Raw genomic sequence first — 13407 nt, forward strand, 5'->3', positions numbered from 1 at the left:
AATAAAGCAGGCGCTTTGCCTGTGAAGGATTATAACGCATGCACCATATAACACAATACCGGACCGCCATAAGTATGAGGACCGGTGACTGAACAAATACATCCACACGTCAGACAGTGCTACGTGGCTAACCCCACGCCGGCGTTTACCCGCCCCGCACATCATAAACACAAGCTGCCCGCTTTCAATAAATCACTGCTCGAGAAGCTCTCGACCCGGGATGTTTCGCGCTGGGCGGGATTCTACTTCTACGATGCGTATCATCATAAGACGAATAAACCGGTAAAACGCAGCCGTCATTTCAACAAACACCGCGCCAGGGCGATGAACGCGATGACACAGGGTATCTCTTATCACCTCAATATCATCAGCGGTCATGTTCCCGTAAGTTTCACCACAATGGCTGTCGAGACCGGGCTGGCCACAACCTCCAGAGCCGGCAATCTTTCCATCACACGGGCAACACGGGCCATGCAGGATCTGGCCGCTTACGGTGTCATTACCTATAAGCTGCTGTGGGACAAAGTGACCCGACAGTATTTCCCCGCCGATATTCAGGTGACCGATCGCTTCTTCGACATGGTCGGCAGCTCGGCGCAGGCCTGGGAGAAAGCCAGCAACCAGCAGCTGGCCTGGCAGAACATGGGACTGGCCAAAAAGGGGCAGAAGCCGCTGACCAAATCAGAAGCGTCGCGCCTGCATCGTGAAAAACTGATCGAAATTACCTGGCAACAACGTAAAGCGGCACAGGACATCCGCCGTAAACAGAAAATAGCCCGCATTGCGGACAGGAAAGACGACACTGATTTGCGTCACCAGATCAGCTGTCAGCTTCAGCATGAACTGAGTCAGGGAAAGCATGACGGCATCACGATGGACGGGTTCAAAAAGCTCGTTAACCAGCGTCTGGCCCTGATACGGAAGATAGCCCGACAGCAGGAATAACCCCGGATTTCTGAAACCCTCCGCTTCGTTGCGGAGGATTCTGCACGTCTGAACAAAATAGCTGCTCATTTTATGAACGCAAATGACACTGCAGGCAGTAGATTTCGCGATCTTTCTGCCGGCATGGCGATCCTTTTCTTTATTATTCACATCAAGATGCAAATGGCTTCTTGTCCTTAATGCAATCAGAAGCTCAGATGCGTAGTGACCTTCTTTACTTCATTAACAGATCTCTTAAATATAAGAGCTATAGCTCTGTGGATAGGCCTTCGCTTGCAGTGGCCTGCGGCCACGCCGCTCAGAAAAGAGGTACCCCCCACCGCAGGCGGCGGGTCCCGCGTGCATATCCGTGGCCACAACACCGGTTTTCCACCGTAAAGCCGCCCCGCCCCGGGCCGCAGGCCCGGAACAACGCCGCTTTATGATGGATGATGTAACTAAACCCGGCGCTGCTTCAGCAGGTTGCGCGGTGAGATAATCAAACACGCTCGTAGTTCGCGTAAACGCTCACACGCGGAGATACGCCCCGGCGGCGGCCTGAGGCCTTGCCGTGACCACTCCGACCGCGTACAGCGGCTTCTGAGTGGCTTACAGCGGATTATGGCTTTGCAGGGCGGAGGGGTTAAGAGCGATCGTCTATCATGAAGCCGGCTTCGCCGGGCACTCCGGCGGGATGACCTTCAGCGCATTATTCAGCTTCAGTTCCGCCGGCATGTGCCTGCGGCACATTCAGGGTCACGCTGCGCACGGCTCGCGTTCCTGAATACTGTCAGGCCGGACGTCCGGTATTTACTGACCCGCAATGACAAGCAGCAATGGCTGCGGGAAAGAATGCCGGATCAGTCTCTGCATGATGGAACCGCGCTCTGACCAGCTCGACAGGGTGATGTGTTCTCCCTGTTTCCAGAAACAGCCCGAACATGGCACTGTAAAACACGATGTCTTCATGCAGGCCACGGGTATCAGCGGGTGGAAAACCTTCCGACCGGCGACATTCCATTGCAAGCGCCATAAACGCCGGGATATGCAGATGGAGACGATCATCCAGTGGCAGGGAGCAGAAGTGCTCCGCTTCAGTGGCGTTGAGCTTCACGCTACGGCAGGTGGCCAGCCTTGAATGGCCCGGCCGGGATACTTCATGGTTACAGTCATTCATGGGCAACTCCCTGAAACCGTTCCGGCCGTGCCGGTCCTGCAGAAGGATGATCGGGATAATGCACGGCGGGTAACTGACCAGTATCACATGCGGTTATTACAGTGTGTGAATGAGCAACAGCAACGCCAGGTGTCCGGGATAGGCCAGCCAGAAGAACGTGCCGGGCATGAACCGGGGAGCCTCTGAGGGGCAGACCAGCATGGCCAGCCTGACGGCCACAGGTGGAAGCAACAGCGTCGGAATGATGGCAAAAGCCAGCGCCGGGAGCGTGTTGTCCAGCAAATGGGGCGCGCCGTTGAGCAGCAGCAGGGAGAACAGCGGGATATATCCCAGGCGCTCTCTGCCGGCGACAGGAGGGTCTGAGAGCCAGATGGCCAGTGACAATGCCAGTACAAGACCCGGCACGCCGTAACTCGCCGGCATCAGTGGCCACGCCAACAGGATCATGAGCACTGCGCCGCCGACCATGCCACGCTGGCCTGCCCGGTGCTGCCAGGCGAGCACCTGCGTGGCGCTGGCGAACACGAAAAGGATATTCAGGGCGTACCAGGGAATGTGGCCCTGGAATGTCAGAGTGAACACCGGTTGTGTCGCCAGTGCCCATATCCAGAGCCGGTTTGCCCGTTGCTGCAGCCGCTGGGGTGCACGGGTGACATGCATGGCCCAGACCAGGGTGAACAGCGGGAACGCCGCTCTCCCCAGTGCATACAACTCCAGACGGGGGACCGGCATCAGTACGGTATTGATGTGGTCGATAATCATCGCTACCAGCGCGATGACCTTCACCACATCGATCGCTCCGGGGCTGAGTGACAGCCGTTTCTTTTCTGATGTTATTTTCCCTGAAATCCAGACTGGCATTATTTTCCTCACTCAGCGTGCAGGCCCTGATAATAAAATTCTGGGTCCATTGCCAGAACAGGCGTCCTTTATAATCAGGAACCTGAATTTTTGCTTTTTCCATAATCTTACGGGCGATACTTTCTGTCTTATCCCGTAAAATCAGCATGGCTTCATTTTTTTGTTTCAGGTGTAGCGCGGTTTTAAAATGGTAAAAACTGTTCATTTGCATCTCCGTTAATTATATTAAAAACGGCAGATAACTTAAATTCTTTAGTGCAAAATTCGAACATTTAAATAATTTTTTAATGACTCAAAAAAATTAAAATATCTTTAAGGTGATCCATACAAATTTTTGAAGGTTTCATACCCTGTTTATATTTTTTTGCCTTTACTGGATTATCATCAGTGATAACAGGTGCTTATTTTAAGCCTGTTCCGTTTCACTATGGTTTACTGCATGCGATCCTTTTTGCTGCTTCCGGTTTTTTTGCAAATGAAATTTCCCAAGAATATAGCGCTTCAAATAAGATAACGTTCTGTAATGCTGATTTGCAGGTGACAGCCGGGGTTTACTGCATTAAAAACACGGTTATGTATAAAGTACGGGACTCGATCCATCAGGTAGATTATCCCCTGCAGGCATTATCGCGTTTCCCCAATCTCATCAATCAATGCAGCACCCTGATTGTGTGGACTGCCAACCTGGTTACCCACACGGTGCCAGGTGAATTCGCTTTCAGGGATGGCTGAGCGATTAATGACTTCCCGGGCTTCTTCTTCTGACACATCCTGATCCAGCCAGTCTCTTGCCCCTGCCGGGGTGAGTATAACGGGGCGCCTGTCATGGATATCCACCATCCCCTGGTCACTTGATGAGGTCAGGATGACAAAACCTTCCTGACCCTGCACCGTGTTAAAAGGTGCGCGGCCAAGAGCTGCCATAAACAGCGGCATGCGTGAGTGATGATAGATAAAAAACGGTTGCTTCCGTGAACCCTCCTTTTTCCATTCAAACCATCCATCCGCAGGAACGACAGCGCGGCCATGTTTGATAAGCGGCCTGAACATACGGCCAGAGAACGCGGTTTCGCTACGGGCGTTTATCAGAGCGGGTTTATGCCACCATTCGGGGCCATATCCCCAGAAGACGGGATCGAGATGAAGGGTTTTCTCCCGCTCGTTCAGAATGAGCACGTTTGTACCTGGCGCAACGTTGTATCTGCCCAACGGCAGCGGGTCATGTGGAATATCCTCCCGGTTAATACCCAGCGCATCGAGGTATTCCTCTCTGGAGCTGTACTGCGCAAATCGGCCACACATATTTAATGTCTCAGATGAGTTAATCGTGACTAACTCACCTGATTATAGAATACGATACTAAAAAGCACCGGTTACGCGTTAACGATGCTTTCTGTCAAATTGCAGGTCTTTAAACTGCTCCTTCCGTAATACATCTTACTGAGACCGGATGCGTGTCACTCGAGGTGAAAAGTCTTCACCCAGTGCAACAGCCTGCTGTAGATTCATAATGCAAAAATTAAATAACTTCCCTTAGCCATTCAACAACTTAAATGCAGTTAGTCTACTTTTAAAGAACACCTTTATGTATGGCTACTCTTACGATGAATACAATGGTTGTGAAGAGGAAAATCCGGATATGCGGGGCTGTTTTTTCCACCCAGAAATAGTGAAATACAAAAATAAGGCCGCTGGAAGCGAATAACATGCTAAAGATCAGGTTATCCGGGAAAATAAATTTAGCCGTCAAAAAGCAACCGATTGATAACAGAAAAAAGACGAATGTTAAAGGGCGTGGCTTTAATACCTTAATTAAGTAGCGCATATTGATGTAATCCTCATTGAGTTTTCGATAACGAAATTTTAATGTATAATCCAGACTCCGGGTCAATCATGATGCCTGTTCACCTGATTCTTTTCATCAACTTATTGCTCACGAATGTCTGTCTTTATTTCTCTTGTGAATGCGGTAATGCTGCCAACTTACTGATTTAGTGTATGATGGTGATTTTAAGGTGCTTGCGTGGCTTCCATTTGCATCAGATGTCCTTCCTGCTCCGCTACTGAAGGCGTGGTGCGTAACGGCAAAAGCACTGCCGGACATCAGCGCTATCTCTGCTCTCATTGCCGTAAAACATGGCAACTACAGTTCACTTACACCGCCTCTCAGCCCGGTACGCACCAGAAAATCATTGATATGGCCATGAATGGCGTCGGATGTCGCGCCAGTGCACGCATTATGGGCGTTGGCCTCAACACGGTTTTACGTCACTTAAAAAACTCAGGCCGCAGTCGGTAACCTCGCGCATACAACCGGGCAGTGATGTGATTGTCTGCGCTGAAATGGACGAACAGTGGGGCTACGTCGGTGCTAAATCACGTCAGCGCTGGCTGTTTTACGCGTATGACAGGATACGGAGGACGGTTGTGGCGCACGTCTTCGGTGAACGCACTCTGGCCACACTGGAGCGTCTTCTGAGCCTGCTGTCGGCCTTTGAGGTCGTGGTATGGATGACGGATGGCTGGCCGCTGTATGAATCACGCCTGAAGGGAAAGCTGCACGTTATCAGCAAGCGTTACACTCAGCGCATTGAGCGACATAACCTGAATCTGAGACAACATCTGGCAAGGCTGGGACGGAAGTCACTGTCGTTCTCAAAATCGGTGGAGCTGCATGACAAGGTCATCGGGCATTATCTGAACATAAAACACTATCAGTAAGTTGGAGTCATTACCGGAGATGGAAGCAGCGTAGTAAGCTGATTTAATGATGTAAGAATAAATCTTACATTAAGATATGGAGGGGTTATGGCTCGTACGATGACGGTGGACGTGGGTGATGAGCTGCATGAAAAGCAGGCTGAATCCAGACTTCAGGAATTGCGCGATCTGCTGGCCGAAGGGATCAGCAGCGGCGAGGCGAAACCATGGAACAAGAATGCATTCCTGAGGAATGTCAGGGCCAGGGTGGCAAATGAAAGAGATTGAGCTGACACCCAAAGCAGAAGAGGATCTGGAGGCCATCTGGGACTACAGCTTCAGACAGATCGGGGTTGTTCAGGCGGATGCATAGATCGGTCGTATAGCTGCAGTATTTGATGTGCTGGCCATGCATGATATCGGCACGCATTGTGCAGAGCTGGGAGACGATATCTGCACACTGCCGGTAGAACCGGCATACGATCTATTTTGTATCATCACATTCTATGGTTACGGTCATTCGTATTCTCAGCCAGTCTCAGGATACGGCGCGACATGCACCCTGGAGATGACCGGGGAACAGGATTCTCAAACAATATAAGTTAATTGTGAGGTCGACATGACCAAAAAAAACATTGTGTATGGACTCTTTCATTATTATTCATTTCGCTTATAAAAAAACGCTCCCGGACGGGAGCGTAAGCCAGTGACTTCGGCGTCAAATGAGGGTCTGACAAGTGGAGCTGCGGGTTAATTCTGGGTGATCTGGCTGCGATGCTTTTCCGCCTGTTGCTGATGAATAACGGAAGACTGGCCATTATTCGCCTTCTCATGCACAACAGCGGCTTTCTCATGCTCGCTCATTTCGGAAAATGGCTTAGCAGTTTCTTGGGTGTTCTCAGGTTTGGCTTTCATCATTTTTTTATGCATTTCAGCCATGTCCTGATGGGCGGCAGAATTGCCGTTTTGCATCATTTCATGGGACATAGCGGCCTGATCGTGACCGCTCATATCCATCATTTTCATGCTCTCCCCCTGAACTGCACTTTTTTCAGCGGATGACTGCATCTGATGGGCAGGCGCCTGGGCATTATTTACCTGGTCATGCATGTTCATTGTCTCTGCAGCCCAGGCAGATGAAGCGACAGCCATCATGGCAATAAAGGATACAAGGATCTTTTTCATGGTTGGGTCTCCGGTGTTTTCATACCCGAACAATCAATGCTTATAACAGAGAAAGCATTTGATCTCAGGGCTGGTTAATCATCACGCCAGGAACCGGGCGATTGAATTATCACGCTGTCCTGATTTATGACTGATTATAAAAAACCGCCTCTGTTTATCGCGTGACTGAATGATGACATTTTTGTCACCTTCCGGGTTTCTCCTGAATAACGGTATTAATCCATTAACAGACGCACACTGAACACAATTTTCCGCCCCTGCTGTTCTGCTGACAGCTCGCCGCCGTGAGCATGAATGATCGACCTTGTAATTGATAATCCCAGCCCCGCGCCTTCCGTGTTGTGAACCCTTGATGAGTCTGCGCGATAGAACCGGTCAAACAAACGCTCCAGATTAGCGGGAACCGGGCCAGACATCGTATTCGTAATCATCACGTTCACACAGTCACTGTCACGCTCAAGGTGTATCGCTGTACAGGTGTTATCGGGAGAATACTTGATTGCATTGGAAAGCAGGTTACTGAAAGCACGTCGCAGCATATCGCTGTCTCCGGCAACAACGCCCTCTCCTTCAACCGTGATTGTCTTTCCTGTTTCGTCTGCCAGGGGCTCGAATAACTCACGTAATTCATTCAGTTCGGCTGCCAGATCCACATCATGTTTATCCAGCTGCAGCAGACCATGCTCTGAACGTGCCAGAAAAAGCATGTCACTGGTCATTCGTGACAACCTTTTCAGTTCTTCCAGGTTAGCGAATAAAATTTCGCGGTAATGCGAAACATCCCTTTCCTTAGCCAGTGCAAACTGCGTCTGCATCATCAGATTACTGACTGGCGTGCGCAGCTCATGCGCGATGTCAGACGAGAAATCTGACAGTTTCCGGAATGACCCCTCCAGGCGATCGAACATATTATTGAACTCCTGCATGGTCTCAGAGATTTCCGGCGGAGCCAGATCGGGATTAAGACGCTGATCCAGGCTGTGTACGGTCATGGAGGAAGCCAGACTGGTCATTTCCCGTAACGGTTTCAGACCAATACGTGTGGTCAGCCAGCCCAGAAAAACAGAAATAAAGACCAGACCGATATTGAACCAGAACAGCCAGGTACTGAGTTTGTCCATAAACAGGGTGTGATACCCAGTATCCGTGGCAACCGTAATGATGAAATGTTTGCTTTTACCCTGTTCCGGCGTCACGGCAACCCGCCGCGAGATACTGCGGTACACGGTGTTATTTTCTTCCGTCTGGATCATATAGTCGAGAATATCACCCGACTTGTTAAGCAGGACCGCTGGAACAACAGAATTTTTGGCATAGAGTTCAACAATTTTTTCATTTTCCATGTTTTTTATAGAAATGAATAAGCCATTGTGCCCCACCATCGCATCGTTTATTTTTTCTGATAATGACTTAATATCCGTTTTGTTCCTGAACGTCTCTGTTTTAAGAAACTCTTCGGTGAGCTGAAGTTTACCTGTCAGAAAATCGCGGTCCTGATTATCGAAATAGCCATTCAGGGTGCTAATCAGGATAAAACTTGATAACCACCATACCGTAAGCATCACCGCAGAAAAAATCAGGCTCAGGCGTGTGGTCAGGGAAATTTTGAACCTCACTCTTCTCTGATCTCCAGGACATATCCGGCACCGCGAACGGTATGGATCAGTTTTGGCTCAAAGTCATCATCAATTTTACTTCTCAGACGTCTCACGGCGACATCAATCACATTCGTATCACTGTCAAAATTCATGTTCCAGACCAGGGACGAGATAAGACTCCTGGGTAACACTTCTCCGGTGCGTTGCAGCAGCAACTCAAGCAGAACGTATTCTTTACCGGTGAGATGGATCTTCTTCCCCGAACGGATCACGGTCCGGCGCACCATATCAACGGTCATATCGGCGATGGTGCAGACTGTTGCGGCCTGCGAGCGTGCCCGGCGCAGTAGGGTTCTTACACGTGCAACCAGCTCCGTAAAATCAAAGGGCTTAATCAGGTAGTCATCTGCGCCAAGCTCCAGTCCTTTCACTTTGTCCCGCACGTTGTCCTTTGCGGTTAAAAACAGGACCGGTTCTTCGTGCCCGGACTCCCTCAGTGCGCTGATGATTTGCCACCCGTCGAGGAAAGGCAGCATCACGTCCAGTATTATCAAATCATACTGTCCCTTCGACGCGGCCCCGAGACCATCGCGGCCATTATTAAAGAGATCGGCCTGATAGCCTTCCTCAACCAGTCCCTGCTGCAGGTAACGACCTGTTTTTTGTTCGTCTTCAACGATTAAAATACGCTGCATGGTCAACTCGCTGATATGAAAGTAAAAATCTCACGCATGAGCTTTGGCTGTCCCCTAGCTGATCTGAGACGGAGCAAGCATTCCAAGCCACGCTACGGCGCCCAGAATGATAATCGCAACAACGAATTCTGTCAGGATGCTGTTTCGCATCAGGGCAACGCTGCGATCATAATTCCCTTCCCTGACCATAACTTCAAGCCGGGGACCCAGGTGAAACCGGTTTGCTGCAGCCAGAAGAAGCATCAGAACAAACAGAGCCGTCTTGGCAAGCAATATCCTCCCCCAGGAACTGTTGAATAAGGGAGTTAAGTTACCCTCAGCAATATACAGATAGTTGACCAGCGCACTCAGGATCAGGGCTACAACAATCACCGTTCCTGCCGTGGCAAATTTTGCCAGGGAGTCAGATATCACAATGACGCTCTGTGCATTATGCTCGTTTCTGCGCATCAGCAGGATAGCAAATGCAACCAGAGCACCTGTCCAGGCACCTGCAGCGCCGAGATGGGTCAGATCGCTCAGTAAATGGAGATAGTAATGCAGACCGTCATGCATAACGGCGTGTCCTCCCCAGGCAAGTGTAGCCAGCGCCACGCCCCCACTCATCGTCATCAGCAGGCAGGACAATACTCTCTTATTAGTGTAAAGGAACAAAGCACCGAGTGTGGTAAACAGGGCACAGAGCCTGACAATCCAGCTAATACCCACATCAGTTTCTTCTATCACCATCTCGATAACATGGATGGATAATTCTCTGAGGTCAGTTACTCCACTCATGGCATTAGATACCAGGAGCATATTAATGCCAGTAAGAATGATGCCTGTAACAACAGCAAAGGTTATAAACGACCTGAAATTAGTCAGGTTATAGGTTTCATGTCTGACACCGCTTATTCCATATATCTGAAAAAATGGCAATCCAAATATTACCATCAAATCCAGATAAAGAAGAAAACGAATAACAATCATAATCAGGTCGTTCATAATATTACTTCACTGTAAAGGTGTAATTACCGGTAATAGGGTGCGTATCTGAAGAAACCGCGCGCCAGTCAACACGATAAGTGCCAGCGGGTAAAGGCTCTCGCGGAATAATGACCATCGATTTAGGGTCAGCGCCTGGCGCCACTTTTGCCGCGACCGGCATCGGAGAATGTGATGACATGCCTTTCATACCCGTCATCGTTAATTTTGCACCTGAGAATTTCACGGTCAGATTTTCCGAGAAATTAAGCTGAATCTTTTCCGGGGCCGCTACGGCTGAATCAGCCTGTGGCACAGAGCTTTTTAATTCCGGATGGGCCATAGCAGAGAAAGCAACGCCCATAACGAGGCCACCTGTAAGAATGGCTTTATTTAAAATCGACATTTTATTTACCTGTTTAGTTGAGTGTTTTATATCAGTGCGTTAAAACCAGATTCTGGCTCCCGCCAGGAATACTACCTGATGGTCTTTCTCACCTTCTCTTTTCGCCATATCGGATGTTTTCCCGTAAAGTTGATTCCAGGAAACGCCTATATAGGGTGCAAACTCACGGCGTATTTCATAGCGCAGCCGGAGCCCCAGCTCTGTGTCAGTCAGTCCCCTGCCGCGACCCCGCGATTCATCATCCTGACTGTAGAAATTCACCTCATAGGATGGCTGGAGTATGAGCCGGTTAGTCAGTAAAACGTCGTATTCTCCTCCCAGACGAAGGGCTGCTTTTCCGCCATTACTGACAAAACCCGTAATTTCAGACTCAAAATTATAGAGTGCCAGCCCCTGAAAACCGACAGCAGCCCAGGTCCGGGCAGAAGCAGGTCTGAAATCCTGCCTGACACCCGCAACCAAATCCCACCATGGGCCAACCGCATGTCCCCAGAGTAACTGCGCTTCAGCCGCCTCCGTTTCCCCATTGCTTCGTTCACCTTCACTCTTTAGCCAAATCCGATCTGTGTCGCCTCCAATCCAGCTGTTAACACTCCAGCTGAAATTGTTGGTGTTATCCGACCGTTGCCATTCCAGTTGATCCAGCAGAACCAGATAATTAATCGCACTGTCGTGAATCGCATGCCCCTGTAAATTGCCGAATGCAGCCTTCCGGTCGGCATCGGTAACAGGCGGAATTGGCGTTCTGCTCTCAGTTACAATGGGCTCCATTGACGTCATCTCAGTGAAATTCTCATCTGCTGGCATCTGCATGGCAGACATGTCGTGCCCGGCATGGGGATCTGCAGAGACGGAGCCCGCCGCAATAGAAAGCTGTGAGGTAAACAAACCGGCGACCAGAACAGGTATGGCCTTCAAATTTCTCTTCATTCGCATCATTCCTCCACCCGGACTTCACGAAACATTCCCATTTCCATGTGATAGAGCAAATGGCAGTGATACGCCCAGCGGCCAAGCGCATCTGCTGTCACTCTGTAACTGCGTTTTGTACCAGGGGGAACATCTATTGTGTGTTTACGAACCATGAAATTACCGTTTTCATCTTCCAGATCGCTCCACATACCATGCAGGTGAATGGGGTGAGTCATCATGGTATCGTTGATCAGCGTGATCCTGAGCCGCTCACCGTATTTCAGCAGCACCGGTGCGGCATCTGAAAACTTGATTCCGTTAAATGACCAGGCAAACTTTTCCATGTGGCCGGTTAAATGCAGTTCTATGGTACGGCCAGGTTCACGTCCGTCAGGATCCTCAAAGCGGCTTTTCAAATCCGCGTACGTGAGAACCTTTCTTCCGTTATTTCGAAGACCAATACCCGGATCATTTAATTTCGGAGAGACGCTCATCGCCTGCATATCAACCAGTGGGTTATCCGTTTCTGACGCAGGATGACTTTGCATACCCGGCATTCCGGCCATCCGGGAATGATCCATACCGGCCATGCTGCTGTGATCCATGGGCGCGGAGGATGTCCCGCTATCCGGAAGGTCAGCACCGTCCATAGACATCATCTCTCCGCTGTTATCCATGCCTCCCATCTGGCTGTGGTCCATTCCTGCCATATCATGTCCCATTCCCCCCATACCCATATCTTCCATGGTCAACAGAGGACGGGGATCGAGGGGGGGAACGGCAGCACTTAACCCCTCTCTCGTGGCCAGTGTCCCTCGAGCGTAACCGGTCCTGTCCATGGATTGTGCGAAGATGGTATAGGCCTCACCCTGAGGCTCCACAATGACATCATAGGTTTCGGCAACGGCAATCCTGAATTCGTCAACGGTAACCGGGTTTACATACTGGCCATCTGCAGCCACGACCGTCATTTTCAGCCCGGGGATACGGATATCGAAATAGGTCATTGCCGAGCCGTTGATAAACCGTAAGCGTATCTTTTCACCGGGACGGAACAGTCCGGTCCAGTTTTTCAGCGGGGCCTGCCCGTTCATGAGATAGGTGTAGGTGTAGCCACTGACATCCGCGAGGTCAGTCGGATTCATTTTCATTTCAGCCCACATTTTCCGATCGGCAATGGTGGCTGACAGCCCCCTGGTATTCACGTCGCGGAAAAAAGAGCCAACGGTTGGTTTATTGAAATTGTAGTAATCCGACTGTTTTTTTAATTTTTTCAGCAGGCTGTGAGGATTTTCATCGGTCCAGTCAGACAACATGACCACATGCTCACGATCGTAAGCAAACGGTTCTGGCTCCCTGGCATCGATGATAATGGCACCGTATACCCCCTCCTGTTCCTGCAGACCGGAATGGCTGTGGTACCAGTAAGTCCCGTTCTGCTTAACCTTAAAGGTGTAAACGTAGGTATCATCAGGCTCTATGCCCATAAAACTCAGCCCCGGAACACCATCCATATTGGCCGGAAGAATAATGCCGTGCCAGTGAATGGACGTCTGTTCATTAAGACGGTTTTTGACCTTCAGGGTAATGGTGTCACCTTCTTTCCAGCGAAGAACGGGCCCCGGCAGGCCTCCATTGATTGTTTTGGCCTGACGCTCACTGCCCGTGATATTGACGGCCGTTTCACCAATGGCCAGGTCAAACTGAGTACCCTGCAGGGATGCGGCAACTGGCAGGCTCAGACTGGAACGCGCATTGAAACTCCATACGCCAAGACTTCCGGCTACGCCAGAGAGGGTTAACCCCTTCAGGAAAGTTCGTCGAGACGTTTTTAACAGCATGCGCATTCCCTTATTTAAAGTATGGTTACTGACAGAATTCGAGAACCGATTTAAATTAAATTACTGGTTCATCCACTTACAATGAAATGAATCTAGCACACCTTAAGAAACAAATTCATTACAATCGTGTAATGTACATAGCTGT

At 50.0% G+C, this 13407-nt stretch carries 14 protein-coding genes and 1 pseudogene; 5 read left to right on the forward strand and 10 right to left on the reverse strand.

All coding sequences use genetic code 11. The features are described 5' to 3' along the window. Positions 1-84: 84 nt before the first annotated feature. A complete protein-coding gene (gene repA, locus ACUY4Q_RS24640) occupies positions 85-945 on the forward strand; it encodes a plasmid replication initiator RepA (protein ID WP_458047462.1) in 861 nt (286 codons plus the stop codon). Positions 946-1714: 769 nt separating this feature from the next. On the opposite strand, the gene ACUY4Q_RS24645 is transcribed toward repA, so the two are convergent. The 3 genes from ACUY4Q_RS24645 to ACUY4Q_RS24655 form a co-directional block, all read right to left on the reverse strand. After that, entirely contained in the window at positions 1715-2101 is a 387-nt protein-coding gene (locus ACUY4Q_RS24645) for a hypothetical protein (protein ID WP_458047463.1), read from the reverse strand. A gap of 96 nt (positions 2102-2197) precedes the next feature. Continuing rightward, the gene (locus ACUY4Q_RS24650; protein ID WP_458047464.1) at positions 2198-2962 is read right to left on the reverse strand and encodes a TraX family protein; all 765 of its coding nucleotides are present in this window, start codon (positions 2960-2962) and stop codon (positions 2198-2200) included. Positions 2963-3586: 624 nt separating this feature from the next. Beyond that, the gene (locus ACUY4Q_RS24655) at positions 3587-4264 is read right to left on the reverse strand and encodes an SOS response-associated peptidase family protein (protein WP_458047465.1); all 678 of its coding nucleotides are present in this window, start codon (positions 4262-4264) and stop codon (positions 3587-3589) included. Positions 4265-4985: 721 nt separating this feature from the next. Here ACUY4Q_RS24655 and ACUY4Q_RS24660 point away from each other — a divergent pair. The 4 genes and pseudogenes from ACUY4Q_RS24660 (at position 4986) to ACUY4Q_RS24675 (ending at position 6234) form a co-directional block, all read left to right on the forward strand. Beyond that, positions 4986-5683 (forward strand): IS1 family transposase gene (locus ACUY4Q_RS24660; RefSeq protein WP_458047466.1). Its coding sequence is split into 2 segments (ribosomal slippage): positions 4986-5235 and positions 5235-5683, totalling 699 coding nucleotides; the frame shifts between segments, so codons are not numbered across the junction. 87 nt (positions 5684-5770) lie between these two features. Beyond that, positions 5771-5950 (forward strand): type II toxin-antitoxin system ParD family antitoxin, encoded by a 180-nt coding sequence (locus ACUY4Q_RS24665; protein ID WP_004118349.1) that lies wholly within the window; start codon positions 5771-5773, stop codon positions 5948-5950. Beyond that, entirely contained in the window at positions 5916-6035 is a 120-nt protein-coding gene (locus ACUY4Q_RS24670; protein ID WP_007374422.1) for a type II toxin-antitoxin system RelE/ParE family toxin, read from the forward strand. The genes ACUY4Q_RS24665 and ACUY4Q_RS24670 overlap by 35 nt, the downstream gene beginning before the upstream one ends. Before the next feature lie 36 nt (positions 6036-6071). Then, a pseudogene (locus ACUY4Q_RS24675) lies at positions 6072-6234 on the forward strand (type II toxin-antitoxin system RelE/ParE family toxin). A gap of 178 nt (positions 6235-6412) precedes the next feature. Here the strand turns inward: ACUY4Q_RS24675 and ACUY4Q_RS24680 are convergent. The 7 genes from ACUY4Q_RS24680 to pcoA form a co-directional block, all read right to left on the reverse strand. Then, positions 6413-6847, reverse strand: a complete 435-nt coding sequence (locus ACUY4Q_RS24680) for a PcoE/SilE family metal-binding protein (RefSeq protein WP_004118347.1) — start codon at positions 6845-6847, stop codon at positions 6413-6415. A gap of 215 nt (positions 6848-7062) precedes the next feature. Continuing rightward, entirely contained in the window at positions 7063-8463 is a 1401-nt protein-coding gene (gene pcoS / locus ACUY4Q_RS24685; RefSeq protein ID WP_448156956.1) for a copper resistance membrane spanning protein PcoS, read from the reverse strand. Next, the gene (gene pcoR / locus ACUY4Q_RS24690; RefSeq protein WP_001188930.1) at positions 8460-9140 is read right to left on the reverse strand and encodes a copper response regulator transcription factor PcoR; all 681 of its coding nucleotides are present in this window, start codon (positions 9138-9140) and stop codon (positions 8460-8462) included. Before pcoR ends, pcoS begins: the two co-directional genes overlap by 4 nt. 54 nt (positions 9141-9194) lie before the next feature. Then, the gene (gene pcoD, locus ACUY4Q_RS24695; RefSeq protein WP_080821469.1) at positions 9195-10073 is read right to left on the reverse strand and encodes a copper resistance inner membrane protein PcoD; all 879 of its coding nucleotides are present in this window, start codon (positions 10071-10073) and stop codon (positions 9195-9197) included. Between the two features lie 55 nt (positions 10074-10128). Next, entirely contained in the window at positions 10129-10509 is a 381-nt protein-coding gene (pcoC, locus tag ACUY4Q_RS24700; protein ID WP_000025662.1) for a copper resistance system metallochaperone PcoC, read from the reverse strand. Between the two features lie 39 nt (positions 10510-10548). After that, complete coding sequence (gene pcoB, locus ACUY4Q_RS24705; RefSeq protein WP_001378118.1) at positions 10549-11439, reverse strand: copper resistance outer membrane transporter PcoB; 891 nt, start codon at positions 11437-11439, stop codon at positions 10549-10551. Positions 11440-11444: 5 nt separating this feature from the next. Then, a complete protein-coding gene (gene pcoA / locus ACUY4Q_RS24710; RefSeq protein ID WP_458047467.1) occupies positions 11445-13262 on the reverse strand; it encodes a multicopper oxidase PcoA in 1818 nt (605 codons plus the stop codon). Between the last annotated feature and the right edge of the window lie 145 nt (positions 13263-13407).

Source organism: Phytobacter cepae, assembly GCF_054165735.1.